21 protein-coding genes are annotated in these 25,670 nt (G+C 68.6%); 11 read left to right on the plus strand and 10 right to left on the minus strand.

Annotated features, from left to right (window positions below; genetic code table 11):
* Positions 1 to 54: 54 nt before the first annotated feature.
* Positions 55 to 1,671: an MFS transporter gene (locus tag ACZ6IE_RS12035; RefSeq protein WP_464608133.1), complete on the plus strand. Its 1,617-nt coding sequence runs from the start codon at positions 55 to 57 to the stop codon at positions 1,669 to 1,671.
* Here the strand turns inward: ACZ6IE_RS12035 and ACZ6IE_RS12040 are convergent.
* The 5 genes from ACZ6IE_RS12040 to ACZ6IE_RS12060 all read right to left on the minus strand — a co-directional run bounded on the left by ACZ6IE_RS12040 (position 1,637) and on the right by ACZ6IE_RS12060 (position 8,483).
* On the minus strand, positions 1,637 to 3,922 hold the full coding sequence (locus ACZ6IE_RS12040) for an acyl-CoA dehydrogenase family protein (protein ID WP_464608134.1): 2,286 nt from the start codon (positions 3,920 to 3,922) through the stop codon (positions 1,637 to 1,639). The genes ACZ6IE_RS12035 and ACZ6IE_RS12040 overlap by 35 nt on opposite strands.
* A gap of 152 nt (positions 3,923 to 4,074) precedes the next feature.
* Positions 4,075 to 5,931: a DNA helicase RecQ gene (gene recQ / locus ACZ6IE_RS12045; RefSeq protein ID WP_464608135.1), complete on the minus strand. Its 1,857-nt coding sequence runs from the start codon at positions 5,929 to 5,931 to the stop codon at positions 4,075 to 4,077.
* Positions 5,932 to 6,212: 281 nt separating this feature from the next.
* On the minus strand, positions 6,213 to 6,974 hold the full coding sequence (locus tag ACZ6IE_RS12050; protein WP_464608136.1) for a copper resistance CopC family protein: 762 nt from the start codon (positions 6,972 to 6,974) through the stop codon (positions 6,213 to 6,215).
* 3 nt (positions 6,975 to 6,977) lie between these two features.
* Positions 6,978 to 7,727: a YcnI family copper-binding membrane protein gene (locus ACZ6IE_RS12055; protein ID WP_464608137.1), complete on the minus strand. Its 750-nt coding sequence runs from the start codon at positions 7,725 to 7,727 to the stop codon at positions 6,978 to 6,980.
* Positions 7,728 to 7,805: 78 nt separating this feature from the next.
* On the minus strand, positions 7,806 to 8,483 hold the full coding sequence (locus tag ACZ6IE_RS12060) for a hypothetical protein (protein ID WP_464608138.1): 678 nt from the start codon (positions 8,481 to 8,483) through the stop codon (positions 7,806 to 7,808).
* Between the two features lie 170 nt (positions 8,484 to 8,653).
* On the opposite strand from ACZ6IE_RS12060, the gene ACZ6IE_RS12065 reads away from it, so the two are divergent.
* The 8 genes from ACZ6IE_RS12065 to ACZ6IE_RS12100 all read left to right on the plus strand — a co-directional run bounded on the left by ACZ6IE_RS12065 (position 8,654) and on the right by ACZ6IE_RS12100 (position 15,993).
* Positions 8,654 to 9,076, plus strand: a complete 423-nt coding sequence (locus ACZ6IE_RS12065) for a GNAT family N-acetyltransferase (RefSeq protein WP_464608139.1) — start codon at positions 8,654 to 8,656, stop codon at positions 9,074 to 9,076.
* 16 nt (positions 9,077 to 9,092) lie between these two features.
* Positions 9,093 to 10,058 (plus strand): pirin family protein, encoded by a 966-nt coding sequence (locus tag ACZ6IE_RS12070; RefSeq protein ID WP_464608140.1) that lies wholly within the window; start codon positions 9,093 to 9,095, stop codon positions 10,056 to 10,058.
* A 144-nt stretch (positions 10,059 to 10,202) separates the two neighbouring features.
* Positions 10,203 to 10,850 carry an ECF transporter S component gene (locus ACZ6IE_RS12075; protein ID WP_464608141.1) on the plus strand — a complete coding sequence of 216 codons (648 nt, stop codon included), beginning with the start codon at positions 10,203 to 10,205 and terminating at the stop codon, positions 10,848 to 10,850.
* On the plus strand, positions 10,847 to 12,712 hold the full coding sequence (locus tag ACZ6IE_RS12080; protein ID WP_464608142.1) for an ABC transporter ATP-binding protein: 1,866 nt from the start codon (positions 10,847 to 10,849) through the stop codon (positions 12,710 to 12,712). Before ACZ6IE_RS12075 ends, ACZ6IE_RS12080 begins: the two co-directional genes overlap by 4 nt.
* Complete coding sequence (locus tag ACZ6IE_RS12085; protein ID WP_464608143.1) at positions 12,709 to 13,542, plus strand: energy-coupling factor transporter transmembrane component T; 834 nt, start codon at positions 12,709 to 12,711, stop codon at positions 13,540 to 13,542. The genes ACZ6IE_RS12080 and ACZ6IE_RS12085 overlap by 4 nt, the downstream gene beginning before the upstream one ends.
* A 150-nt stretch (positions 13,543 to 13,692) precedes the next feature.
* Entirely contained in the window at positions 13,693 to 14,175 is a 483-nt protein-coding gene (locus ACZ6IE_RS12090; RefSeq protein WP_464608144.1) for a DUF6325 family protein, read from the plus strand.
* 15 nt (positions 14,176 to 14,190) lie between these two features.
* Positions 14,191 to 14,727: an SHOCT domain-containing protein gene (locus ACZ6IE_RS12095; RefSeq protein WP_464608145.1), complete on the plus strand. Its 537-nt coding sequence runs from the start codon at positions 14,191 to 14,193 to the stop codon at positions 14,725 to 14,727.
* Positions 14,728 to 14,808: 81 nt separating this feature from the next.
* Positions 14,809 to 15,993, plus strand: a complete 1,185-nt coding sequence (locus ACZ6IE_RS12100) for an Rv2578c family radical SAM protein (RefSeq protein ID WP_464608146.1) — start codon at positions 14,809 to 14,811, stop codon at positions 15,991 to 15,993.
* 89 nt (positions 15,994 to 16,082) lie between these two features.
* Here ACZ6IE_RS12100 and ACZ6IE_RS12105 read toward each other — a convergent pair whose 3' ends face one another.
* Positions 16,083 to 18,413, minus strand: a complete 2,331-nt coding sequence (locus tag ACZ6IE_RS12105) for a DEAD/DEAH box helicase (RefSeq protein WP_464608147.1) — start codon at positions 18,411 to 18,413, stop codon at positions 16,083 to 16,085.
* A 292-nt stretch (positions 18,414 to 18,705) separates the two neighbouring features.
* On the opposite strand from ACZ6IE_RS12105, the gene ACZ6IE_RS12110 reads away from it, so the two are divergent.
* Positions 18,706 to 19,206, plus strand: coding sequence for a GNAT family N-acetyltransferase (locus tag ACZ6IE_RS12110; protein ID WP_464608148.1), 501 nt, complete (start codon positions 18,706 to 18,708; stop codon positions 19,204 to 19,206).
* Between the two features lies 1 nt (position 19,207).
* On the opposite strand, the gene ACZ6IE_RS12115 is transcribed toward ACZ6IE_RS12110, so the two are convergent.
* Together ACZ6IE_RS12115 and ACZ6IE_RS12120 are read right to left on the minus strand one after the other, a co-directional pair.
* Entirely contained in the window at positions 19,208 to 20,203 is a 996-nt protein-coding gene (locus ACZ6IE_RS12115) for an SDR family oxidoreductase (protein WP_464608149.1), read from the minus strand.
* Positions 20,200 to 20,424 (minus strand): hypervirulence associated TUDOR domain-containing protein, encoded by a 225-nt coding sequence (locus ACZ6IE_RS12120; RefSeq protein WP_464608150.1) that lies wholly within the window; start codon positions 20,422 to 20,424, stop codon positions 20,200 to 20,202. The genes ACZ6IE_RS12115 and ACZ6IE_RS12120 overlap by 4 nt, the downstream gene beginning before the upstream one ends.
* A 167-nt stretch (positions 20,425 to 20,591) precedes the next feature.
* Here ACZ6IE_RS12120 and ACZ6IE_RS12125 point away from each other — a divergent pair, with 167 nt between their 5' ends.
* Positions 20,592 to 21,224, plus strand: a complete 633-nt coding sequence (locus ACZ6IE_RS12125; protein ID WP_079728542.1) for an antibiotic biosynthesis monooxygenase — start codon at positions 20,592 to 20,594, stop codon at positions 21,222 to 21,224.
* Here ACZ6IE_RS12125 and ACZ6IE_RS12130 read toward each other — a convergent pair.
* Both ACZ6IE_RS12130 and ACZ6IE_RS12135 read right to left on the minus strand, forming a co-directional pair.
* Positions 21,221 to 21,691 carry an NUDIX hydrolase gene (locus tag ACZ6IE_RS12130; protein WP_077055004.1) on the minus strand — a complete coding sequence of 157 codons (471 nt, stop codon included), beginning with the start codon at positions 21,689 to 21,691 and terminating at the stop codon, positions 21,221 to 21,223. The two genes, ACZ6IE_RS12125 and ACZ6IE_RS12130, sit on opposite strands and share 4 nt — an antisense overlap.
* 52 nt (positions 21,692 to 21,743) lie before the next feature.
* Positions 21,744 to 25,622: an efflux RND transporter permease subunit gene (locus ACZ6IE_RS12135; RefSeq protein WP_464608151.1), complete on the minus strand. Its 3,879-nt coding sequence runs from the start codon at positions 25,620 to 25,622 to the stop codon at positions 21,744 to 21,746.
* Positions 25,623 to 25,670 lie beyond the last annotated feature (48 nt).

Below are 25,670 nucleotides of genomic sequence, written 5' to 3' on the forward strand. Positions count from 1 at the left end.
GTCAGCAGGCTTACTATTTTCACGTCGACGCCCCGTCGGCCGGAAAGGCACACCGTGAGTTCTCCGCGCACCCGCTGGTTCGGGTTGGTTTTCATCAGCATCGCCGTCGCGCTCATCATCGTCGATTCCACGATCGTCAATGTCGCCATCCCCTCGATCGTCGACGACCTCGGAATCAGTTCGACCGAGGTGCAGTGGGTGCAGGAGTCGTACACCCTGGTCTTCGCATCCCTGCTGCTCGTGTTCGGAACCCTCGCCGATCGCATCGGCCGGAAGCGCATGCTGCTCATCGGCGTGACGATCTTCGCGGTGGCGTCGATTGCCGCGGCCTTGGCACCGACCGGAGGTTTCCTCATCGCGACGCGCGTGGTGCAGGGTGTGGGCGGCGCGATGGTGCTTCCTACGACGTTGTCTCTCATCAACGCGACGTTCCGCGGCAAGGAGCGCGCGATCGCGTTCGCCGTGTGGGGGTCGACGATCGGCGGCATGACGGCGCTCGGGCCTCTGCTGGGCGGCTACCTGACGACGTATGCGTCGTGGCGCTGGGCGTTCGGCATCAACATTCCTCTCGGCATCCTGATCGTCATCGGCGTCGTCGTCACCGTGAAGGAGTCTCGGGGCTCGGGGCAGACACGGGTCGACCTGGTGGGTGCGCTGCTGTCGGTGATCACGTTTGCCGCGCTGGTGTTCGGTTTGATCGAGGGGCGCACGTTCGGGTGGTGGCAAGCCGAGGACGGCCTCGCGTTCGGAGACTGGGTGTGGCCGTTTTGGTTGTCACCCATTCCGCTGGCCTTCGTGGTGTCCGCTGTGGCCGGGTTCTTGTTCGTGTGGAGCGAGCGGCGCAAGGAGCGGGCGGGCAAACCGACCATGTTGAGTGTCGGACTGTTCGGCATCCCGTCGTTCCGCAATGGCAACATCGCGGCGTTGATCGTGTCGCTGGGTGAGTTCGGCATCATCCTGTCGCTGCCTCTGTGGTTGCAGAATGTGGTCGGCTACAGCGCATTGCAGACGGGTCTCGTGCTGCTCGCTTTGGCTATCGGGTCGTTCGTGGCGAGCGGCTTCGCGGGGGCGTTCGGCAACAAGATCCCGGCCGTCACGATCGTGCGCGTGGGCCTGGCGGCCGAGATCGTGGGCGTCGCGGGGCTCGGGTTCGTGATCGGTGTGGATACGTCGTGGGCGGCGCTCGTGCCGTTCCTGTTCGTCTACGGATTCGGCGTGGGCCTCGCGACCGCGCAGCTGACGGGTGTGGTGTTGCGCGATGTGCCGGTGGAGCGTTCCGGGCAGGGCTCGGGCACGCAGTCCACAGCGCGCCAGGTGGGTTCGGCTCTCGGCATCGCGATTCTCGGCACGATCCTGTTCACGAGCACGGGCGGCATTCTGGGCGGCAAGCTCGACGATGCCGGGGTGCCCGCCGATCAGCGCGACCACGTTGTGGCCGCCGTGGTCGACAGCGCGGGTTCGGCCCTTCCCGGTCTGGCAGACGATCCGCGAACAGCTGCCATTGCGGATGACGCACGCGAAGCTTTCAGCGAGGGCACGAAGTTTTCGGCGTTCGCCGCCGCAGGCTTCTTGACCCTCGGCTTCATCGCCACGCTCTCGCTAGGGTCCGGTCGACCGGCGCGAGAGCGTGACGACGTCAGCTCACCTGAATCTTTTTCGCGCGAGCCTTGAGCGTCTTCTCGTCGATCGGCAGCTCGCCGGCTTCGCGCTTGCGGGCGAAGTAACTCGCGGCCTCCTCTTGGCGGGCCTGCTCGGCGCCCGTGGCGATGGGTGCGCGCACGTGCTCGGGACCGTAGCCGAAGGCTTCGACGAGGTCGGAGGCGTGGGGTCGGAGGCGCGCGATGAGCCGGTCGATGTAGGGCCCGACGGCGCCCGCGCGCTGCGGTGAGAGGCGCCCCGCGATGAGGTACCACGCGAGGTGCTTCTCGACGAGTCCGAGGCCGAAGAGGTCGCGCACCCAGGTGAGCACCTGGCGGGTGTCGGTGTCGGTGATCTTGTCGAGCCCGGCCGTGAAGGCCTCCCATTGCAGGAGCTCGGCGTGCGCTCGCGCTGCCTCGATGAGCTCGTTCTGGTTGTCGTTGAAGAGCGCGGCGGCCTCGACGGGGCCGAGCTTGCTGGCGGGACGCAGCTTGGCGGCGAGTTGTTCCACCATGGTCTCCACACGGCCGGTGAGGAGTTCGCGCTGCGTGTCGGTGTCGCGGAGGTGTCCGACGGACCGCGCCGTGGAGCCGAGGTCGGCGACCGTCTGGGCGAGCGATCGGAGTCCCGTGCCGTGGACGGCTCGGTCGGCGACCTGACCGGCCGCGTACTTGGCGAGGACCTTGGCGTCGGCTCCCTTGAAACGCTTGGCGACGTCGCCGAGGAGGCGTTTGCCGACGAGCTGCAGGAGGACGTTGTTGTCGCCCTCGAACGTGGCGTAGACGTCGAGGTCTGCGCGCAGGCCGGTGAGCCGGTTCTCGGCGAGGAAGCCCGCGCCGCCGCAGGCCTCGCGCGCCTCTTGCAGGGTGTCGAGCGCGTGCCACGTGGACAGCGACTTGAGCGCCGCCGCCAGCGTTTCGAGGTCTTGGCGGTCGTCGTCGGTGTCGGCGGCCCCGCTGAAGACGCCGTCGAACTTCACGAGCAGGTCGTCGTGCGCGAAGATCTGCGCATAGGTGGTGGCGAGGCGGGGCAGGAGCCGGCGCTGGTGACGCTGGTAGTCGAGGATGACTTCCTCGTGCGTGTCGCTGCCGGCATTGAACTGCCGACGCTCGCTGCCATACGTGATGGCGATCTGCAGGGCGAGGGCGGATGCCGCGGTAGCCGCACCGTCGAGCGACACGCGCCCCTGCACCAGGGTGCCGAGCATCGTGAAGAAGCGTCGGCCGGGGCTCGCGATGGGCGAGCTGTAGGTGCCGTCCTCGGCGACGTCGCCGTAGCGGTTGAGGAGGTTCTCGCGCGGGATGCGCACACCGTCGAAGTGCAGTCGGCCGTTGTCGATACCGTTGAGGCCGCCCTTCAGGCCGTCGTCTTCGCCGCCGATACCGGGCAGGAAGGCGCCGTCGGCGTCGCGCAGCGGCACGTAGAAGCAGTGCACGCCGTGGTTGACGCCGTTGGTGATGAGCTGGGCGAAGAGCGTGGCGGCGGTGCCGTGGACGGCCGCGTTGCCGAGGTAGTCCTTCCAGGCGGCGCGGAACGGGGTCTGGATGACGAACTCGCGGGTGTCGGGGTCGTAGGTGGCCGTGGTGGCGATGCTCGAGACATCCGAGCCGTGGCCCGTTTCGGTCATGGCGAACGCGCCGGGAACGTCGAGGCTCATGGCGCCGGGAAGGAACGCCGTGTGGTGCTTCTCGGTGCCGAGGTGCAGAATTGCGGCGCCGAAGAGACCCCATTGCACTCCCGACTTGATCTGCAGCGACGGGTCGGCGAGCACGAGCTCTTCGAAACCGGCGATGTTGCCGCCGTGGTCGTCGTGGCCGCCCAGGCGGGTCGGGAACGCGCGGTGCACCTGGCCGTTCTCGACGAGTTTGTGCAGCTGCTCGAAGACCCGCTGGCGGTGCTCGACCATGCCGAGGCTTTCGTCGCGTTGCATGTCGGGGCGACCGGCGAGGGCGCGCGAGGCGAGGCGCGCTTCGGGCCAGCTGCCCAGGAGCGTGTGGGCGAGCGAGGGAATGTCGACGCGCGGTCCGTCGCCGGCATCACCTGAGGCGGAGGAACGCGAGCGCGACGGCGCCGGCGCTTCGGTGGCGGCCCGCGTGGGCGTTTCTGCGTCGACACTGCCGGGGCCGGGGAGGTGGGCAACCGTTTCGGGGTCGACGAGCGCGTCGGGGGCGACGGTTTCGGATGCGCCGGCGGCGGTCGCCTCGGCCGATGCGCTGCCGGATGCCTCGGGGCCCGTGTTTTCCGCGGCGAGGTCGTTGGGGGTTGCGTTGGTTCGGTTGCTCATTGAGATCTGCCTTTCCACACTGAAATCTGTGTCGATAGTAGGAGTCCGCTAACGATCCGTGAAGCGACCCGTGGGATTGCCACAAATGCGCGTGAACCGCTCGCGGCCGTCGCTGTCGATTTCTACAGGGATGCGGGCGACACCGGCGTGAGCTAGGCCGAGGCGGAGGCCTGCTCGGCGACGACGCTCAAGAGACCCTCGCCGTAGGCGGCGAGTTTCTTTTCGCCGATGCCGCTGACGCCGTCGAGGTCGGAGAGGGACCGCGGGCGCAACTCGGCGACGGCGCGCAGGGTGGCGTCTCCGAAGACGATGTAGGCGGGGACGCCCTGCTCCTTGGCCTCGGCCGCACGCCAGGCGCGCAGCGCCTCGAACAGCGGAATGTCGGCCTCGGCGAGATCGACGACCGCTCGGCGGGAGGACGACGACGACCGGCCGGAGGAGGCCTGGCGGAGGGGCTCGTTGCGCATGCGCACCGTGCGGTTGCCGCTCAGCACCTCGGCACTCGCCGGCGTGATGACGAGCGTGCCGTATTCGCCCCGCGCCGCCAGGAGATCGGCGGCGAGCAGCTGACGCACGACGCCGCGCCACTGCTGGTCGGAAAGGTCTTGACCGATGCCGAAGGTGGCGATCTGGTCGTGACCGAACTGCTCGACGCGCGGAGTGCGCTTGCCGCGCAGGATGTCGACGATCTGGCCGGCACCGAACTCTTGGTTGCGCTCACGCTTGAGGCGCACGACCGTGGAGAGGAGCTTCTGGGCGGGGATGGTGCCGTCCCACGTCTCGGGCTTCTCGATGCACGTGTCGCAGTTGCCGCACGGCTCGGCGTCCTGGCCGAAGTAATGCAACAGGTTCTGCCGGCGGCAGTCGACGGTCTCGCAGAGCGCGAGCATGGAGTCGAGGTGCTTCTGCAGTTTGAGGCGGTGCGAGAGGTCGCCGGGCGACTGCTCGATCATGCGACGCTGCTGCACGACGTCTTGCAGGCCGTAGGCCAGCCAGGCCACCGAGGGCAGGCCGTCTCGCCCGGCACGACCGGTCTCTTGGTAGTAGCTCTCGACGCTCTTCGGCAGGTCGATATGTGCCACGAAGCGCACATCGGGTTTGTCGATGCCCATGCCGAAGGCGATCGTGGCGACGATGACGACACCGTCTTCACGCAAGAACCGGGCCTGCGTGCGGGCACGCGTGACCTGGTCGAGGCCCGCGTGATAGGGCATGGCGTCGATGCCGTTCTGCTTCAGGAACTCGGCCGTCTTCTCGACCGTGTTGCGGCTGAGGGCATAGACGATGCCGGCCTCGCCCGAGCCCTCGCGCCGGATGAAGTCGAGCAGCTGCTTGCGCGGCTCGTTCTTCGGCACGATGCGGTATTGGATGTTGGGCCGGTCGAAGCTGGCCACGAAGTGTTGCGCGCGCTCGAGGTGCAGGCGCTCGGTGATCTCGCGGTGCGTGGCATCGGTGGCCGTGGCCGTGAGCGCGATGCGCGGCACATCGGGCCACCGCTGAACCAGGTCACCCAGAGACAGGTAGTCGGGGCGGAAGTCGTGGCCCCACTGCGAGACACAGTGCGCCTCGTCGATCGCGAAGAGCGCGACCTTTCCGTTGGCGAGGAACCGCTTGGTCGACTCGGACGAGAGCCGCTCGGGGGCGACATAGAGAAGATCGAGCTGGCCGTCGAGGTAGGCACGCTCGACGCGCTCACGCTCGGCGGCGTCTTGCGAAGAGTTGAGGAACGCCGCCTGCACGCCCACGGCCGTCAGCGCATCGACCTGGTCTTGCATGAGCGCGATGAGCGGCGAGACGACGATGCCCGTGCCCTCGCGCAGGAGCGCCGGGATCTGGTAGCAGAGGCTCTTGCCGCCACCCGTTGGCATGAGCACGACGGCGTCACCGCCCGACGCGACCTGCTCGACGATCTCGGCCTGCTCGCCGCGGAACTCGTCGTACCCGAAGACACGGTGCAGAACTTCGAGGGCGGGCGTCACGCCCATAACGCTACCTCCTTCTACCGACATCACTGTCTCAGCGGGCGAAGCAGGCGATCCAGCGGGTGGGCCGGTCGGCTCCTCGGCTGACCGCCGCTGCTCGGTGAGATCGAGAACGCGGGGGAAGGCGCGGCGCGGCGCTCGAACGGTGGGGCTGCCCATGGTGTTCTCCTCGTCTGCAGGAGCACCGTGCGGCACCCCGTGAGACGAAAATACGGGGGAGCCCACCCCGAGAGGTCGGCTCCCCCGCATCCGTGGAGAGATCGGCTCGATCACACCTGTGGAGAACAGAATGCGACCGAGCCGAGGGCTTAGCGCTCGCCGGGCTCTTCGGGATGCGACGACGCTGCGCCCGCATCATCCGCGACACCCGCCGGCTTGCGGCGACGCAGCACCACGAGCACGATCAGACCCGCGATCACGAGAACCGCGACGGCACCACCGATCCACAGGATGTCGCCAGCGGCCTGCGACTGCTCACCCGCCGCCGCGTCGGTCTGGGTCGTCATCTCGGGCTCGGGAGCCGGGGCCGCCGAATCCGTCGCGTCGGGCGCAGGCGCTGTCGTGGCAGCATCCGTCGACGGCTCGGACGCCGCCGGGGACGACGCCTGGCCACACACCGGGGCGCTGGTCTGCCCCTCGGCGAGCGTCTGGGCGGCATCGGGGGCCCACGTGAACGTGAACTCGTTGGAGATCGGGTGCCCGTCGGTCGAGACGACCTGCCAGATCACCGTGTACTCCCCCGGCTGCCCGAGCTGCGCGGGCATCGTGAGCGCCGGGCCGTTGACCGTCGTGCAACCGTCACCATAGAAGGTCTCGCCCGGGCCCTTCAGCTGCAGCTGGTTCGAGCCGCTCTCGCCGCCGAGATCGAGCAGGGCGTCGTTCGTCGTGATGACGATCTGGCCCGGCTGCTCGGTGACGGTCGAACCCGCGGCCGGGCTGGACGACACGAGGTAGTTGTGCGCCTCGGCCGCCGAACCGCCGAGCGGGGACACACCGAGGAGCGTGCCGACCGCGAGCGCGAGCGCCCCGGCGAGAGCGAGACCGGACTTCTTTCGAGTGGTGACAGTCATACGTCAGCCTTTCTGGGTGCGACGGCGGGTGGCGACGACGGCCGTGACGACACCGGCGGCGCCGACGACGATTCCGAGGATTCCGAGCGTGCGGGCGACGACATCCGGGCCGGCTTCGGCGGTGGTGGCGGCAGCAGCTTCAGATGATGCGGAAGCGGCCGAAGCATCCTCATCGCCATCGGCGTCGGAGTGCCCGTGGGCTCCCGCTGCCGACGCCTCGGTGACGGTCACCTGCGGTGCGGGCGACTCCAGCTCCTCGGGGTCCTGGCCGTCTTCCGCGACCTGGGTCCAGTCGGTCTGACCCTGCTCGCACGTCTGCACGACGGGGAAGCTGAGGGTCTTGCCGGCGGCATCCTCCGGCAGCTGCACCTGGAACGACACGGTGTCGCGGTAACCGTCGGCCAGCGGCGTCTTGGCCGTGTAGACGACCGTTCCCACACGCTCGGCCAGCGACGTGCCGTGACTGTCGGTGATCGGGTCCTTGAGGTCGGTCATCTGCTTCTCGATGTCCCAGTTCGGGCTGACCGTCGGCGTGACGGCGACGATCTCCTCGGGGATGTCGAAGCTCAGCTTCGTGGTGGGCGAGCCGTCGCAGCCGTGGCCGACCGCGAAGCTCAGGACCGTGTAAGAACCGGCGGCCGTGTCGGACGGGGTGACCGATACGTGGGCACTCGCGGCGAGCGGGGCGCCGAGCGCGAGGGCGACGCCGGCCGTGAGGGAGCCGACGGCGAGCAGGGGGGTGCGTTTCTTCATGCGATTAAGTCCTTGTCTGGTGGTCACGGCAGAGCCTGCGACCGATAACTGTGAAATGGGGATGATGCGACGTGCGGGTCAGGCCGCGAAGGCAGCCGAGACTCCGCACGGCGGACCGCGATGTTTCACAGAGGACAAGAAGGGAGGTGCAATGGGTGCCAGGATGCGGCGCACCACCACGGGAACCGACACCGACAACGGCGTGCTGGCCGCGGCGAGGGGTCGGAAGAGTGTGAGGAAGGTGAGGCGCAGGGTGTCGAAGAGGCCCCAGAAGACGCGTTCGCCGTGCAGCACGACGGCGACCGTGACGAGGGCCGCGAGACCGTGGGCGGCCCACATGAGTGCGTCGGAGTGGCCTGCCGCATGCGCGTGAGGACCCGCGGCACCCATGCCCATGGCGGCGTCGGCAGCCGATGACGACAACGACGACGGGGATGCCGCGGCGTGAGCCTGCCCGTGAACGTGCGCCCCCGACATCCCGAACACAGATTCGGCGCTGCCCGACACCGCCGGAATGGCTGTGAAGAGCGCGTGATAGACGGCCTGACTGACGAGAACCGCGGCGGCCGTGCGCCAGGGCGTGAGGCGGTGGCCGGCGAGCGCGATGCAGGCGAACGACGCGACCACGAGGCACAGCGCCACGGCTACGAGGCTGGGAGCCTGCGACCCGGCGGCCGCGTGCGAGAGGGCGGCGACGAAAGTGGAAACGGATGCGGCGACGAGGCCACGTGCCACGCGGGCTGGGCGTGAATGCATCCGTTCCTCCTGTTCCTGTCGTCAACGATAGTCGAGGGCGGGTTCGGGCCAGACATCGACGGGTCGGGCTTGATTCGGAGCGGATAGCGTGGATGGGTGGGTGCCGAGCGCAACCCGTTCGGAACAAGCACCGCGCGGAGTAGGTTGTGGCACACGAAGGAGCGTGCAACATGACTGACGAAACATCGCCCGACCGGGGTAACGAGACGGGCATCGAGACCGACGGCTCAGCGAGCCCGGAGGCGACCAGCGCGGCGAACTCCGACGCCGACGCCGAGTCGAACACCGAGTCGCCCACCGATGACGAGCGCGTCGTGCGCAACGACGAGCGTGAGCGCTACGAGTTGTGGCGTGGCAACACCCTGGTCGGCGTCGCCGACGTGCGCGAAATGGGTGGCGCGACGGTCTTCACCCACACGGGAATCCGCCCGGAGTTCCAGGGCGCCGGGGCGGGCTCCATCCTGGTCAAGGCCGCCCTCGAGGACACCGTGGCACGCGGCGAGAAAATCGTCGCCGGCTGCTCGTTCGTCGCCGACTACGTGGCCGAGCACCACGAATTCGACGAGCACCTGGTCTCGCCCGACACCCTCTGATGGCGGGCGCAGCGCGATGACGAGGCTCGACGGGCACAACACCGAGAGCGTGAGCCGGCGCCCCGACGTCGAGGGGCCCGAGATGCTGCTGCTCGAGCCGCGCGAGGTTCCGCTGGGCGGGGTGCGCGGCATCCAGGTACATCGTCTGTTGCCGCAGCGCGCGCTACCCATGGTGGGTGCGTGGTGTTTCTTCGACCGCTTCGACGAACAGGCGCTCATGCGCGTTCTGCCGCACCCCCACACGGGTCTGCAGACCGTGACGTGGCCCCTGCTGGGCGATATCCGGCACCGCGACAGCGTGGGCAGCGATGTGACGCTGCGGCCGGGCGAGCTCAACCTCATGACGAGTGGGCGTGGAGTGTCGCACTCAGAGTTCTCGATCGGCGAGACGGCTGGGCCGCTCGAGGGCCTGCAGTTCTGGGTGGCGTTGCCGCCCGAGGCCGCCGCGGGCGATGCCGCCTTCGAGACACATGCCGACCTGCCCGTCTTCGTCGACGGCGCACTGCGGGCCACCGTCTTCCTCGGTGAACTCGGCGGCGTGAGCTCCCCCGCCACGACGCACACTCCGATCGTGGGCGCCGACGCGCAGTTGTCTGATGCGGCGAGCGCCACCATCCCCCTCCTCCCCGGGTTCGAATACGCGATCGCGGTCCTGTCGGGCGCGCTGCGCGTGGGCGACGCCCTGCTCGCCTCGGGGCCCATGCTCTACCTGGGGTTGGGCCGCGATCACGTGGCCGTGCACGCAGAGGGTGACGCCCGCTTCATCCTGCTGGGTGGCGAGCCTTTCGCCGAGGACCTGATCATGTGGTGGAACTTCGTGGGCCGCAGCCACGACGACATCGTGAGCGCTCGGGATGACTGGGAGGCGCAGGACGGCCGTTTCGGGCAGGTCGAGGGGCACGCGGGTGCGCGGATTCCGGCACCGCCGCTGCCGAATGTGCGTTTGACTCCGCGGCGTCGCCGCCGTCCCCGCGCCGTCTGATCTCGCCCTGGCAGGCGGGGATGATTGGGCGTAAACTGTGGTCAGACCACACGCGCGCGACCCTCTCCGTGGCTCCGGTCACAGGCCTCAACTACATTGGATGAACGCGCCCCCGCCTCGACACCAGGACTCACCATGACGAGCATGAACACCCGCCTCCTTCTCACCTGTGCAGCTATCGGCGTGGGTGGCGGCCTGGTGTTCGCGGTCACCGGCTACCTGCACGTTGTCGTGCTCGCCACCATCCCCGTCGTCTATGGCGTGCTCATCGGCGTCTACTTCTTCCCCGGGGTCGTCGCTCAATCGCTGCTGCGCCGCCCGGGCGTCGCCGTCGTCACCGGTGTCATCGCGGGGCTGACCGCCTCGGCGTTCAACCCCACCAACGTGTGGCGGCACATTGGCACGGGGCTGCTGATCGGCTTGCTGCAAGAGCTGCCGTTCGCCCTGTCGCGCTACCGCTACTGGAAGGCGTGGGTGTTCTACCTCGCGGCCGCCATCGCGGGCGTCGTGTTCGGCGGCGTGGTGCTGATCGCGCTGGGCGTCGACCACTTCGCGCCCGTCGCCGAGATCGTCTCGATCGCCGTGTGGGTGCTGACGCCGCTCCTCGTCACGTGGCTGGCGCGTCTCGTGGCCGCGGGCATCGATCGCACGGGTGCCGCGCGAGGGTTGCAGCACGATATCGATCGCCGTCCGTCGCGGACGTCCGGCAGGGGCTCGGGCACAGGCACGGGTACGGGCTCGGGCTCAGGTTCCGGTCCCGGTTCGCGCCTCCCCCGCCTGGCTCACACGTGACGGATGCCTTCATCCCCGCGCCCGAGGTCCCGCAGACGTCCGGGCCGCGGCTCGTCGTCGACGGGCTGCGCATCCGCCACGACGGACGGGACCGCTTCAGCCCCGACGGCGTGACGTTCACCCTGCGGGCGGGCGAGGTCGTCCTGCTCATGGGGCCGAGCGGTTCGGGCAAATCGACGCTTGCGCTGGCGCTCAACGGGCTGGTGCGGCACGCCGTTCCGGCCGAGATGCACGGCAGCGTGCGCGTAGACGGCGTCGACACGAGGGATGCTTCGGTGGCGACCCTGAGCGAGCGCGTCGGCATGGTGTTCCAAGACGCCGACGCCCAGATCGTGACCGGCAGCGTGCTCGACGAGGTGTGTTTCGGGCCCGAGAATCTGAGCCTGCCGGTGCCCGAGATCCTGCGCCGTGCCGAGGCCGCCCTGCGCCGCGTGGGCCTGTGGGAGCGGCGGGTCGGCAACCCCGACATCCTGTCGGGCGGCGGGCGCCAGCGGGTCGCCATCGCCGCGGCACTCGCGCTCGACTCCGACACCATCGTGCTCGACGAACCGACCGCCAACCTCGATGCGGCCGGCGCCGACGACGTGTACGACGCCCTCGCCGAGATCGCCTCCGACGGGCGGCACACCCTCGTGCTCATCGAACACGACCTCGACCGCGCCGTGCGCATCGTCGACCGCGTCATCGTGATCGATCGCGACGGGCATCCGGTGGCCGACGGCACGCCGCGCGAGGTGCTGGCGGGGCGCGCAGACGAATTGCACCAGCTGGGCGTGTGGTTGCCGCCCGCGACCGAGGCGGGGCGGCGGTTGCGGAACGCCGGGGTTTTCGATGCGGACGAGCCGTTGCCACTGACCGGCGAGGAGCTGACGACGGCTCTGGACACGGTGCCTCGGGGGCGCGCCTTGGCCTCATTGCCCGCCCCGGCGGCAGCCGGAACGTCGGCTCCGGCTTCAGCTCCGGCTTCGGCACGAGCGATCACGGCCGCCACGAACGCCGCGCCCGAACATCCGCAGCCGGCCGTCGTGCTCGACCGCGTCTCGGTCACGCGCCGCCGCACCCGCATCGTGCACGACGTCTCGCTGACCATCGGGCGGGGCGAATTCTGGGCGATCGTCGGCGTCAACGGGGCCGGCAAGTCATCCCTCGTGCAGACCATGGTCGGCATCACCGCACCCTCCTCTGGCCGCGTGCGCGTGCACGGTTTCGACCCCGCCCGAACCGACGCGCGCCGCCTCTCGGAACACGTCGGATTCGTCTTCCAGAACCCCGAACACCAATTCGTCGCCCACACCGCGTTCGATGAGCTCGCCTACGGTTTGCGGGCGCGGCGCGTCGACGAGTCGACCATCGAGCGCCAGGTGACCGGGATGCTCGAGCGTTTCGGTCTGGCCGACGCCGCCCACGTGCATCCATTCCTTCTGTCGGGCGGGCAGAAGCGGCGGCTGTCGGTGGGCACGGCGCTCATCGCGGGTGCCTCCACCCTGGTGCTCGACGAACCCACGTTCGGGCAGGACCGCGAGCGCAGCGACGAACTGCTCGACCTGCTGCGGTCACTGAACCGCGCGGGCACGACCGTCGTCGTCGTGACGCATGACCTGCAATTGGCGGTCGATCACGCCGATCACCTCGCCGTCATGGCCGACGGGCGGCTCGTCGAGGCGGGCACGGTCGACGAGATCCTCGGCGACGAGGCGATCCTCGAGCGCAACGGACTGCGCCTGCCGCCGCTCGCGCGCGCGTTCCAGGCGGTGACCACGCATACCGAGTGGCGACAGGTGCGGCGGCTCGACCAGATCGCGGGCACAGCGGGTCACGGCGGCGGCGAGCACGGCACCAGCGGCCGGAGGGCCGACGCGTGACAGACCCCTACCGCAGCTTCACATCGGCCCGTCCCCGCCACTATCTGTACGCCCTGAATCCGCTCGCCAAACTGGTGGCCGTGCTGCCCGCCATGGCGGCACTCCTGTTCACGCGCGACATCCTGACCCCGCTGCTCTTCCTCGCCCTCGCCCTGATCGTCATCGTGACGGGCGCTCGGGTCGGCCGGCGCACGGCCCTGCTGCTCGGCGTCGCGCTGCCCGCCCTGATCGTCGTTTTCGCGCTGGGTTTCGGCGCGTGGACCGACCCGGCGGCCGCCCTGCGCTCGACACTCCTGCCCAAGGGCCTGTTCGGCGCGCCCGCCGACACCGTGATCCTGCAGCTCGGCGACTACCGCTACACCGTGGCCGCGCTGGGCGTCGGGCTGGCCACCTCGTTGCGGCTGTGCAGCATCCTGACCCTGTCGCTGATTGCCGGTCTGACGACGGCCGGGCCCGACCTCGTGCGGTCGCTCGTGCAGAATCTGCGGGTGCCCTACCGCTTCGGCTACACGGCGCTGGCGGCCTATCGGTTCGTGCCACGATTCGGGCGGGACCTCGAGCAGCTGCGGGCGGCCCGTCGCGTCCGTGGTTCGGTGGTTCGGCGAGGGCCCGTCGGATGGGTGGGGCGCAGCGTCGGCATGGTCGTGCCACTCCTGGCCGGTGGCATCCGACACGCCGAGCGGATGTCCTTCGCCGTGGATTCTCGAGCGTTCGGCGCCTCTCGGCACAGAACTGAGCGCTACTCGGTTCCTTGGCGACACCGGGACACCGTATTCGTGGCAATCGTGCTGCTCGCGACGGTAGCCATCTTTTTCCTGGCGTCTCGCTGAAGCGACGAATCCTCATTCTGTGAGCGGTGACCTCGGCGCATTCGAGCCCGCGCTGCGCCAACATCCGAGAAAAGTCAGCGGCTGCCTTCCCGCCGGTGCTACAGTCCCCAGCAACGGACGACAACACGACGAAGCCAGCAAGGGGACACCATGACCGAGCACAGCGACGCCGCATCAGTGCCCGCAAACGACTATGGCCCCGTCGAGGTCCTCGTACTCGCCTTCCCCGACGCGGGGCCAGGGCCCTCCGTCGCCCAGGCCGTGGCACAACTCGCCGATGTCGACTCGGTGCGACTGCTCGACCTCGTGTTCGTGAGCAAATCCGAGGCAGGCGAGGTGTCGATCCTCGAATGGGACGAATTCCACCACAACGCGCCCGAGGACTTCGAGGCGTTCCGAGACATCGTGGCGGCACTCGACCTGGCCGCCCACGGCCTCACCGGCGAAACGGATGTCGCCGACCTCGCTCCCCTCGTGACCGCCGGCTCATCGGCCGCCATACTGGTCGTAGAAATGTTGTGGGCCAAGGAACTGGCGGCGACCATCTCGGCGGGCGGCGGAGCCATCCGCCACGTCGAGACGATCCCGGCGGCCGTGGTCAACGAGATCGTCGCCGAAGCATCCGGACTCTGACGAAACGAGACGAACATGCCTTTCCTGAGACGCATCGGACGCGGGGGTCTGTTGCAGGCCGCCGCGAGGACCGCCGTCATTGCAGGCACCGCCACGGCCGTATCGGGCGGCATCAGGCGCTTTCAGGAGCGCGACCGCTACGACGAGGCACCTGCCGCCGAACCAGCGCCGCAGGGCGGCGGGCAGCAGGGCTATGCGCAACCGGGTTATGCGCAACCGGGTTACGGCCAGCAGGGCTATGGCGAGCAGGGTTCCGGCCAGCAGAGCTACGGCCAGCAGGGTTACGGCCAGCCCGCCTCTGGCACGCTGCCGACGCCCGCTCAGGCGGCTGAGCACGATCCCGCGGGCACGGCGGCTGCGGGCGGAGACGCCGGTGTGGATGGCTTCACCGGCACCGTGGGTGGTGGCCCCGGACCAGTTACCGGTTCTGGGAGCAATGCCGGCGGTGCCGACCTGATGCAGCAACTCGAACAGCTCGCGGCCCTGCACCAGCAGGGCGCGCTTACCGCCGAGGAGTTCGCCGCCGCGAAGGGCAAACTGCTCGGCCTGTAGGTTGCTTGACTCAGGCAACGCGCTCGACCCCGCGTCTCTTTCCGTCGCGCAATTCCATCGAACATATGTTCTACTAGACGTATGAGATGGAACGCGCAGGCAATCGCCACGGAAGACGCCGACGCGCTTCCCGGCCTCGCCAAGCTCAACAACCTCGTGCGCACCGTGCAGACTCCCGAGTTCGCCGGCGTCACCTTCCACGAGGTGCTCGCCAAGTCCGCGCTCAACAAAGTCCACTCGCAGTCGAGTGTTCCGTTCGGCTGGACCATCAATCCCTACCGCGGCTGCTCGCACGCGTGCGTCTACTGCTTCGCCCGCCCCACGCACACCTACCTCGACCTCAACGCGGGCGCCGACTTCGACAACCAGGTCGTCGTCAAGGTCAACGTGGCCGATGTCTTGCGCACCGAGCTCGCCAAGCCCAGCTGGGGACACCATCCGGTGGCTCTCGGCACAAACACCGATCCCTACCAACGCGCCGAGGGCAAATACACGCTCATGCCCGGCATCATCGAGGCCCTGGCGGCGAGCGGCACTCCCCTGTCGATGCTCACCAAGGGCACGTTGCTGCGGCGAGACCTGGGGTTGCTGGCCCAGGCGGCCGAAACCATCCCCGTCGATCTGGCGATGTCGATCGCCATCTACGACCCCGAGCTGCAGCAGTCGATCGAGCCGGGCACCCCGTCGGCCACGGCCCGGCTCGCCACCGTGACGGCGGCACGCGAGGCCGGCCTGCCGTGCAGCGTGTTCCTGATGCCGATCCTGCCGCACCTCACCGACACGCGAGAACACCTCGACAACGCGCTGCGCATGTGCGCCGCAGCGGGTGCGACGTCGGTGCTCTACACGGCTCTACACCTGCGGCCGGGCGTGAAGGGGTGGTTCATGCACTGGTTGCAACGCAATCATCCGCACCTCGTGGCCTCGTACACCGAGATGTACGCCGAGTCGTCGTATGCGCCGAAAGAGTACCGGCGGTGGTTGTCCGAGCGCATGGGGCCGCTGATGCGCACCCACGGGCTCACGCGCGGCGAGGAAGACCCCGTGACGGGCGGCATCCGTTCCGCCGCGCTCGGCATGTACACGGGCGGCGACGGCGAACGTCGACGGCGCCCGGCCGGCTCCGATCCGTCGAAGATGGCGTGGTCGTCGGCGGCGACATCTGCGGGCGCCAAGACGGTGGGCGCCAAGACGGTGGGGGCACCCGTGCCCAGCGGGCCGCGCTTCGAACCCAACCCGGAAGAGCCGCCGCCCACCCTGTTCTGAAGGCCCGCTGCAGAGTCAGCTAGCGCCTCATCAACGCAAGAACGGGCCGCCCCCTGAAGGACGGCCCGTTCTTGTGCGAAACGCGGGTGTTACGCCGTGATGTCCGCGAGGGTCATGCGGCCGGCGAGACCTTCGATGATGTCGTCGCCCGGACGGGCTTCGACGAAATCGGCCTCGATCTCGGCGCGGCCGAGAAGCTCGGTCATGCGACGCTGACGGCTGCGCGGGATCAGGGTGACGACGACACCCTCCTTGCCGGCGCGGCCCGTGCGACCCGAGCGGTGCAGGTAGGTCTTGTACTCGTCGGGCGCGTCGGCCTGCACCACGAGCGTGATGTCGTCGACGTGGATGCCGCGGGCTGCGACATCCGTGGCCACGAGAACCTTGACGCGACCGCTGGTCACCTTTTCGAGGTTGCGCGTGCGGCGGGCCTGGTTCAGGTCACCGTGCAGGGCGACGGCGGGAATGCCGGCATCCTCGAGCTGATCGGTCAGACGCTCGGCGTAGGCGCGGGTGCGGGCGAAGATGAGGGTCTTCTCCTCGCGGTCGGCCAGCTGCTCGATGAGCTGATCCTTGTCGCGGTGCTCGACCACGAGGACGCGGTGGTCGATGGTCGAGGAGGCCTGGTCTTCACCGGCGACCTCGTGCACGGCCGGGTTCTCGAGGAACTCGTTGACGAGGGCTGCAACACCCTTGTCGAGCGTGGCCGAGAAGAGCAGCTTCTGGTTGCCCGAAGCGGTCTCGCGGATGATGCGCTGAACGGGCTCGAGGAACCCGAGGTCGCACATGTGGTCGGCCTCGTCGAGCACGACGATGGATACCTCGGAAAGGTCGAGACGACCCTGCTCGATGAGGTCTTCGATGCGGCCGGGCGTTCCGATGATGATGTCGACGCCGCGCTGCAGCGCACCCACCTGTCGGCCCTGGGGCACGCCGCCGTAGATCTGCGTGGTGAACAGGCCGACGCTGCGGGCGATGGGCTGCACGGTGCGGTCGATCTGCAGGGCGAGCTCACGCGTGGGGGCCAGGATGAGCGCGCGGGGCTTGCGGCCCATTTCGCGTCGCTTGCCGCCGCCGTTCTCCATGAGCTTCTCGACCAACGGAGCACCGAAGGCGATGGTCTTGCCGGAGCCGGTGCGGCCGCGGCCGAGCACGTCGCGTCCCGCGAGCACGTCGGGGATCGTGGCGGCCTGGATGGGGAACGGGCTTGCCGCGCCGAGTTCGGCGAGGGCGCCGGAGATGTTGCCGCCGAGACCGAGGTCCTGGAAGGTCACACCCTCGACGTCGGTCGCCGTCGTGGCCTGGGCCTCGAGGCGCTCGAGCACGACGTCTTCGTCACCGGAGAAGCCGGGGCGGTTCGCGGCGTCGCGCTTCGGGTAGAAGTCGCTCGCGCGGCCCTCGTTCTCGGGGCGGCCGTCGCGCGTGAAGGTGCGGGGCGGCTTGGCGTCGCGGAAGGCGGGCTTGTCGTCGCGGAACGCGGGCTTGGAATCGCGGTCGAAACGGCGGGGGCCGTCGTTGTCGCGGCGGGGCGCGCGGTCGTCGCGGTTGAACGAACGCGGAGCGTCGTTGTCACGACGGGGAGCACGGTCGTCGCGGTTGAACGAACGCGGAGCACGGTCATCGCGGTTGAACGAGCGGGGAGCGTGGTTGTCACGGCGAGGGGCACGGTCGTCACGGTTGAACGAACGAGGAGCACGGTCATCGCGGTCGAAACGGCGGGGAGCGTCGTTGTCGCGACGGGGCGCACGGTCGTCACGGTTGAACGAACGGGGCGCACGGTCGTCACGGTTGAACGAACGCGGAGCGCGGTCATCCCGGCCGGCCGAACGCGGGGCGCGGTCGTCACGGTTGAACGAGCGGGGCGCACGGTCGTCACGGTTGAACGAACGCGGGCCGTCGTTGTCACGACGGGGAGCACGGTCGTCACGGTTGAACGAACGCGGAGCGCGGTCATCGCGGTCGAAACGGCGAGGCGCGTCGTTGTCGCGACGGGGCGCGCGGTCATCGCGGTTGAACGAGCGGGGCGCGCGGTCGTCACGGTTGAACGAGCGCGGGGCGCGGTCATCCCGATCGAAACGGCGGGGGCCGTCGTTGTCACGGCGAGGGGCGCGGTCGTCGCGGTTGAACGAGCGCGGGGCGTCGTTGTCGCGGCGGGGCGCGCGGTCGTCACGGTCGAATGAACGCGGGGCGCGGTCGTCGTCGGAACGCTTGGCGCGGGGCTCGTCCGAGTAGCGGCCGGCGTGCTTCGCGGCACGCTCGTCGGCGTTCCAGCGGGCCTTCTTGGGGGCGTTGGGATCGGCGGCGCGGAATCCGCGGTGGCCTTCGCTGAGGCTGCCCGGCTTTCCGGCGGGGCGCTTTGCGGCGTAGTTGGGGTCGTAGTTCTTGGCGGGTCGTCCGCCGACAGGCTTCTTTTTAGGCATGATACTTTTCCGGGTTATCTCTTTTTGCGTGAAAACAGCAAGCAAGAAGAGCCGCATACGTGAAGCGCGGCAATCTCTCTCATACCCGGGCGATCAGTGGCCGGGGACCGTTCACATCGTGTGAAATTCATCTGCGTTCTCGCAGTGAAACCGGCCCACCAGACTTACAAACCCTCTCCGCGTCACAACCGCGGTGTCTAGAGCCGACCTACATACGTTACACGAGCGGGGCACGGATGTCATCACCCCGACGGAAACCGCCGCGAAACATGTCTGCGCCATGCTGGTGACCATGAGCATCACGATCACTCCAGAACCCGCACGCCAGGCCGAACTCGTCGAGCTCATGGAGGCGGGCGCGGCCTATGCACACAGCCTGTACCCGCCAGAGGAGAACTTCCTCCTCGACGTCGAGGAACTCGAGGTGCCGGGCATCATCGTCTACGTCGCCCGCGATAACAGCGGCCGCGCACTCGGGATGGTGGCGCTCGTTCCGCTGACCGACGACACCTCAGGCACGGGCACTCCAGGCGAGACCGAAGCCGAGGTAAAGCGGATGTTCGTGCACCCGGACGGCCGCGGCCAGGGCATCGCGACGACCCTGATGGATCGCCTCGAAGCCGACGCCGCGGCATCCGGGTTCACGCGTGTCGTGCTCGAGACGGGGACGCTCCATAACGCGGCGCAGGCGCTTTACACGCGCTGCGGTTACGTCGAGATCCCGCAATACGGCCCCTATGTGGGAGCAGCGTCGAGTCTCTGCATGGCGAAGTCGCTTCACCCCGCCGCCTGAGCTACTTGCGCAAGACCTTCGCTGCCGTTGCCGCGAGCACAGCAGCGGCGCCGGCCGCGACGGAGTAGACGAGCGGACGGTGGCGGATCGCCCACGTCTGAACCGTCTCGCCGTGCGCCTTGTCGTCGAAGATGCCGTGCGCGCCGTGGTCACCGGGCGTGGGCTCGTAGAGGTTCGTCGGCAGCATGGGGTTCTTCTTCTCGGGCGCCTGCTGGCCGCTGTAGGCGGAGTTCGCCAGGTAGCGATCCATGAAACCGGCCGCGAAACGGTTGCCGAGCACGGTTCCGACGGTGGCCTCGCCGACCCAGGTGCGCTTGCGCGGCTTCTCGGCTACGTCGGCGACGACGCGGGCGCACACCTCGGGCTGCGAGATCGGCGGCACGGGCTGCGGGTGGTCGGGCAGCTGCGACTTCACCCAGCTGAACTGCATGGTGTTCATGGCGGGCATGTCGACGGTCGAGATCGAGATGTTCGACTTGTTGTGCGTGAGCTCGGCCGTGACCGACTCGGTGAAGCCCTGGATGCCGTGCTTGGCGGCACAGTAAGAGGCCTGCAGCGGGATGCCGCGGTGCGCGAGCGCCGAACCGATCTGGATGATGTGGCCGGCGTTCCTCGGCGTCATCCGGGCGAGCGCGGCTCGCGTTCCGTTCACGAAGCCGAAGAAGTTGACGGCGAACGCGCGCTCGAAGTCTTCGGGGTCAGTGCTGATGAATTCGCCGAAGACGCCGACCATGGCGTCGTTGACCCAGAGGTCGATGGGGCCGAGTTCGGCTTCGACGCGGTCGGCCGCTCTGTCGACGGCCTCGCGGTCTGCAACATCGGTGGGCACTCCGAGGCCGCGGCGCCCGAGCGCTTCGACGTCGGCGACGGCACCGTCGAGACCTTCCTGGCCACGCGCGAGGATGGCGACATCCCAGTCACGGGCGGCCAACTCGCGCACGATGGCGCGACCGAGTCCGGCGGACCCTCCGGTGACGACTGCGACTCCACGGCTCATGAACTTTTCTCCGATTTCTTCAACGTGCGTAGGGCGGAACCCTTGTGGGCCGCTTTCTTTCCCGACTTCTCCGACTCGACGATGTAGGCCGGTTCATCGCTCGTCGCGGTGAACTTCTGCCCGTCGAACGTGAAGTCCTTGTCCTTCTTCTCGCGCACGACGCCCTGCGTGCGACCTTGCGGCGTCGACCAGCTCACGCGGTCGCCGATCTTGATGCTCATGGCATCCTTTCGCTTCGGTGGTGCGGGGCGGATGGGAAGGGGTGCACCCCACGCTACGCCGAGCATTTTTCGGGGCCAGCCCCTTGTGAGTTGAGGCACGCTCGACTAGTTGACCCCGGGGACGCTTCCGTTACCGCGCCGAAACAGTCATCCGGCATGCTGGAGGCATGGAACACGAACCCATTACGGTTTCCATCGAACGGACGGTAGACCCCGCCCGCATCGGTGAAGCCACCATCTGGGTACAGGCTGGCATCAACCTCGCCAACAAGTACCCCGGCTTCCTCGGCTCCGGCTGGGTGAGGGCCGGCGAGACATCCGACATCTGGTACATGCTGTACCGGTTCCGTGACGACGAGACGTTGCTGGCGTGGGAGAACTCCTCCGAACGCGCCTGGTGGCTGTCGAGCGGCAAGGACTTCATGCAGCATCGCCGCAGCGAGAAGCGCACGGGCATCGAGGGCTGGTTCGACGCCCCCTTCGCCACGAGCGTCTCGGCCGCGCACGGGCCAGGTGGCCCCGAAGCGACGGGAACTCAGGTGACCGTGCCGTTGGCGCCCCCGCGCTGGAAGCAGGCCGTGAGCATCTGGCTGGGTTTCTTCCCCGTCAACCTCGTCTTCACGTTCCTCGTGACGTGGCTGGTGCCCGGGTGGGAGACGTGGGGCGTGCTGCTGCACGTGCTCGTGTCGACTCTCGTCCTGACGCCGATCATGGCTTACTGGGTGCTGCCGTGGGTGACGCGGATGCTGCGACCATGGTTGCAGGCACCCTCACGTTCGCGCGGTCAGCTCGAGGCCTAGCGCTTGAAGCGGGCGGCCTCTTCGCCGCTCAGTGCGGCATCGAGGCGTTCGGCGAACTCGGGTGGCATGGGCGGCAGGTCGTCGCGGCCGAACCAGCGCGCTTCGAGGTTCTCGCCGTCGGCGGGGGCGGGTTCGCCGCCGTCGTAGCGGCAGAGGAACGTGAAGTCGATGTACTGCGCGCGATCGCCGTTCGGGTACACGTGTTCGGCCGTGGTTTGGATGCTGGCGAGCCGCACGACGGTGGCGCGGATGTCGGCCTCTTCGAGCACCTCGCGTTCGGCGGCGACGGCGGGCTCTTCGCCCGGGTCGATGATGCCCGTGACGGGCGTCCAGTTGCCGTTGTCAGCCCGGCGCACGAGCAGCAGGTCGCCGTTGTCGCGCTGCACGACCGCCGTGATGCCCGACAGCCACAGAGGGTGGGTGCCGATCTTCGCGCGCAGCTCGAGGATGAAGTCCGGGGTAGCCATGGGACAAGCCTAAGGGCGGCGGATGTCTCTCCGCCGCCCTCCAGCTCAGCCGCTAGTGCTCGTGACGCTCGTCACCCTCGCGGTGCTCGTCGTCGCCCGATTGCTCGCCGTCCTCGGGCTGGTCGACGCGCTCGGTAGTGTCGGGCTGGTCGGCCTGATCCGCGTTGTCGGCCTGCTCGAGGTGTTCACCGTGCTCGGCTTGGTCGGCATCCTCGGCGTGCTCGGCGTGATCGGCATCCTCGGCGTGCTCGGCGTGCTCGGGGTGCTCGGGGTGCTCGGGGTCCTCGACGTGGCCGAGGTTCTCTGCATGTTCGTCAGCTCGCTCGCCGTTGTCGACGTCGCTCGCCTGCTGATCCGCGTGCACGCCGCTGGCTGCGTTGTCGACATGCTCGTCCGTGGTTTCGACGACCTCATCGTTTTCGGATTCGACGATGTGCGCAGCGGTCTCGGCTTGCTCCGTGCCACCGGCGACCTCAGCCTGCTCTGGCTGCTTCGCCTCCTCCGCGTCCTCAGCCTGCTCCGCGTCGTCAGCCTGCACGACACGTTCGCCCGGCTCAGCGTCAGCAGCGCGCGGCGCATCGACCGTGCCCGTAGCGGCGCCCGCGCCCGCAACCACACCGGCCGCATGGGCCGGCACGTGCTCCGCGCCGGACCGACGGCCGCTTTCGACCGCAAGCATGGGGCGCGAGCGGGCGACCTGGTCGGCGCGTGCGGCGCGCTTCGCGTTGCGGCGCTCCTTGGCACCCTCGACGAGGTTGTAGAGCGTGGGCAGCACGACGAGCGTGAGCACCGTGGAGGACAGCAGGCCGCCGATGACCACGATGGCGAGCGGCTGCGAGATGAAGCCGCCGTGCCCCGTGATGCCGAGCGCCATGGGCGTGAGCGCCAGGATGGTGGCCAAGGCCGTCATGAGGATGGGGCGGAGCCGTCGGGCCGAACCGTGCTCTACCGCCTGAGCCACCGTCATGCCGCGTCGGCGGTACTGGTTGACCAAGTCGACGAGCACGATGGCGTTGGTGACCACGATGCCGATGAGCATGAGCACACCGATGAGCGAGGCGACACCGAGCGGGATGCCCGTGACGACCTGCAGCGCGATGGCGCCCGTCGCCGCGAACGGCACCGAGATGAGCAGCAGCAACGGCTGGCGGAGCGACCGGAACGTGGCCACCATGACGATGTAGACGATCAAGATGGCGGCGAGGAGCGCGAGCCCCAGCTGGCCGAACGCGTCGGACTGGCTGGACGAGACGCCGCCGAGCGACGCCGTCACACCGGCGGGCAGGTCGGCATCGTCGATGGCGGTCTGCACTTCGGCGCTCACGGCCGCGATGTTGTCGCTGGCCGGTGTGGCGCTGATGGTCGCGGTGCGCTTGCCCTCGGAGGAGGAGATCGACGCCGGGCCGTCGACGAGGCCGACGGTCGCGAGCGAGTCGAGGCGCACGGGGCCCGTCACGGTGGGGATGGTGAGCTCGGCGAGTTCGGCCTCGGTCGTGGGCGGGTTGTCGGACTGCACGTAGATGTTCAGCGTTGTGCCGTCGATCTCGACCGTGCCGACGGTCGTGGGCTGCGTGGCCTGGGCGACGAAACCGCCGAGGGCGACCTCGGAGTAGCCTGCCTCGGCCGCCTTGTCACGGTCGATCTGCACGCCGATGTAGGGGCGCGTCTCGCTCAGGTTGCTGACCACCTGCGTGACACCCTCGAGACCCGTGACGGCCTTGACGAGCGTGTCGTTCGCGGTGGTGAGGTCGTCGCTGTTGGGCGATTCGATGTCGATCTCGACATCGCTCGAGCCGCCGAAGCCGGCCGAACCGGAGACCTCGATCTCGCCGGCGCCGTCGATCTTCTCGAGCTCGTCGCGCACGGTGTTGCGCAGCGCCTCTTGGTCGACGTCATCCGAGGACGTGATCGAGTAGGTGATCGCACCGGCGCCGCCGCCCGAGAAGGCGTCGCGCAGCGTGGAACCGCTGGAACCGATGGACAGCTGGACCGTGTCGATGCCGTCGATGGTGCGCAGCTCGTCTTCCACCGCCGAAGCCGCGTCATCCTGGGCCTGCAGGCTGGCGCCCACGTCGAGCGTCTGCGTGACCGTGAGGGTGTTCTGCCCCGAGTCGCCCAGGAAGTTGGTCTTCATGAACGGTGTCAGCGCGAACGTGCCGACGAGCACGAACACGGCGATGAGCAGCGTCGAGACGGAGTGCTTGATCGTCCAGTGGATGACCGGCAGGTAGCCCTTTTGCAGGCGCGTCGGGTGGTCGAGATCGTCGACGTCGTCCTCGCTCTGGCGACGCGCGCGGCGAGAGCCGGGCAGCGGAATGGACGACGTGGTGGGCGAGGCGGAATCGGGGCCGCCGGCTGCACGGGTGCCGGTCTCAGACGGCGACGTGGCGGATGCCGAATCGGTTGCCGCAACCTTTTTGGCCTTGGGTGCCCGCAGGAACCAGTAAGCCAGAACGGGCACGATCGTGAGCGCGACGAGCAGCGACGCGAGCAGCGCGATCGTCACGGTCAGCGCGAACGGCCGGAACAGCTCGCCCGTGACATCGCCCACGAAGGCGAGCGGCAGGAACACCGCGACGGTCGTGATGGTCGACGCCGTGATGGCACCGGCGACCTCGCGCACGCCCTCGAGCACGGCGCGCGAACGCTTCTCGGGCGAGCGGTCACTGAGCGACCCCATGGCCAGGTGGCGCTTGATGTTCTCGATCACGACGATGGAGTCGTCGACCACGCGCCCGATGGCGATCGTCAGGGCGCCGAGCGTGAGGATGTTGAGCGTGTAGTCGGCCGCCTGCAACCCGATGAAGGTGATGAGCACCGACGTGGGGATGGAGATGGCCGTGACGATGGTGGCGCGGATGTCGAGCAGGAAGAGCAGGATGACGAGCACCGCGAACACGAGACCGAGCAGGCCCTCGACCGTGAGGGTCTCGATCGACTGCTCGATGTAGGGCGCCTGGTCGAAGACGATCGTGAGCTTGGCGTCGGAGCCGATCGAGTCGGTGAGGCTCGGCAGCAGCGCGCGCACGGCCTTCGACACCTCGACGGTGTTGGCGGCGGGCAACTTGGTGACGGCGATCGTCAGGGCGGGCTCGCCGTTGACGCGCGAGATGGAGGTTTGCGGGTCGTCGGTCAACGCGACCGTGGCGACGTCGCTGAGCTTGGTGACGGCCTGGCCGGGCTGCGGGTCGGTAGCCAGCAGGGGCAGGCCGGCGATGTCGTCGACCGATCCGAGCTTCGAGCCCGTCTGCACCGAGAAGGTCTTGCCGTCTTGCGTGACGTCACCCGCGGGGATGAGCACACCGTTGGCGTCGAGCGTGTCAGAGATGGCCTGCGTGGAGAGGCCGCGCTCGGTGAGTTTGCCCTGATCGGGCGTGATGGTGATGCGCTGCCCGACGTCACCGATGAGCTGCGCCTCGCGCACACCCTCGGTGTCTTCGATCTCGGCGAGCGCGTTCTCGCGAATCTGGGTGGCCAACTCTTTGGTGTCGGCGTTCGACGTGACCGCGATCTGGATGACGGGGAGGTCGTCGATGCTGCCCGAGATGACCTGCGGGTCGACACCGTCGGGCAGTTGCGACTCGATGCGGTTGATCGCTTGATCGATTTTCTGCTCGGCCGTGGCCAGGTTGGTGCCGTAGGTGAAGGTGGCCGAGACGACCGACTGGTTGGTGCTGGACGTGGCGCTCGTGGACTCGAGGTCGGGCACACCGCGGATGGCCGATTCGATCGGGTTGGAGACATCCTCACTGACTACCTCGGGGGCGGCGCCCGGGTAGCTCGTGACGATGGCCAGCTGCGGGAACTGCACGCTGGGGACGAGCTCTTGTTTCAACCCCGTGAGCGCCAGCGCGCCGAAAATGGCGACGACGATGGTGACGAGGGCAATGAGCGCCTTGTTCTTCATGCTGAGGACGGCGAGCGAGTGCATCTGTCTCCTGGTGCGGTGAGTGTGCGCAGACAGCGCTGACTTCTCGAA

It is taken from the genome of Okibacterium sp. AC114, assembly GCF_979253355.1.

Coding starts and splice junctions, on each gene's coding strand:
- ACZ6IE_RS12040 (WP_464608134.1), bottom strand. CDS start 3,922: ATGAGCAACCGAACCAACGCAACCCCCAACGACCTCGCCGCGGAAAAC.
- ACZ6IE_RS12090 (WP_464608144.1), top strand. CDS start 13,693: ATGACCGAGCACAGCGACGCCGCATCAGTGCCCGCAAACGACTATGGC.
- ACZ6IE_RS12130 (WP_077055004.1), bottom strand. CDS start 21,691: ATGGCTACCCCGGACTTCATCCTCGAGCTGCGCGCGAAGATCGGCACC.
- recQ (WP_464608135.1), bottom strand. CDS start 5,931: ATGTCGGTAGAAGGAGGTAGCGTTATGGGCGTGACGCCCGCCCTCGAA.
- ACZ6IE_RS12060 (WP_464608138.1), bottom strand. CDS start 8,483: ATGCATTCACGCCCAGCCCGCGTGGCACGTGGCCTCGTCGCCGCATCC.
- ACZ6IE_RS12125 (WP_079728542.1), top strand. CDS start 20,592: ATGGAACACGAACCCATTACGGTTTCCATCGAACGGACGGTAGACCCC.
- ACZ6IE_RS12100 (WP_464608146.1), top strand. CDS start 14,809: ATGAGATGGAACGCGCAGGCAATCGCCACGGAAGACGCCGACGCGCTT.
- ACZ6IE_RS12055 (WP_464608137.1), bottom strand. CDS start 7,727: ATGAAGAAACGCACCCCCCTGCTCGCCGTCGGCTCCCTCACGGCCGGC.
- ACZ6IE_RS12105 (WP_464608147.1), bottom strand. CDS start 18,413: ATGCCTAAAAAGAAGCCTGTCGGCGGACGACCCGCCAAGAACTACGAC.
- ACZ6IE_RS12075 (WP_464608141.1), top strand. CDS start 10,203: ATGAACACCCGCCTCCTTCTCACCTGTGCAGCTATCGGCGTGGGTGGC.
- ACZ6IE_RS12070 (WP_464608140.1), top strand. CDS start 9,093: ATGACGAGGCTCGACGGGCACAACACCGAGAGCGTGAGCCGGCGCCCC.
- ACZ6IE_RS12135 (WP_464608151.1), bottom strand. CDS start 25,622: ATGCACTCGCTCGCCGTCCTCAGCATGAAGAACAAGGCGCTCATTGCC.
- ACZ6IE_RS12050 (WP_464608136.1), bottom strand. CDS start 6,974: ATGACTGTCACCACTCGAAAGAAGTCCGGTCTCGCTCTCGCCGGGGCG.
- ACZ6IE_RS12120 (WP_464608150.1), bottom strand. CDS start 20,424: ATGAGCATCAAGATCGGCGACCGCGTGAGCTGGTCGACGCCGCAAGGT.
- ACZ6IE_RS12115 (WP_464608149.1), bottom strand. CDS start 20,203: ATGAGCCGTGGAGTCGCAGTCGTCACCGGAGGGTCCGCCGGACTCGGT.
- ACZ6IE_RS12110 (WP_464608148.1), top strand. CDS start 18,706: ATGAGCATCACGATCACTCCAGAACCCGCACGCCAGGCCGAACTCGTC.
- ACZ6IE_RS12095 (WP_464608145.1), top strand. CDS start 14,191: ATGCCTTTCCTGAGACGCATCGGACGCGGGGGTCTGTTGCAGGCCGCC.
- ACZ6IE_RS12065 (WP_464608139.1), top strand. CDS start 8,654: ATGACTGACGAAACATCGCCCGACCGGGGTAACGAGACGGGCATCGAG.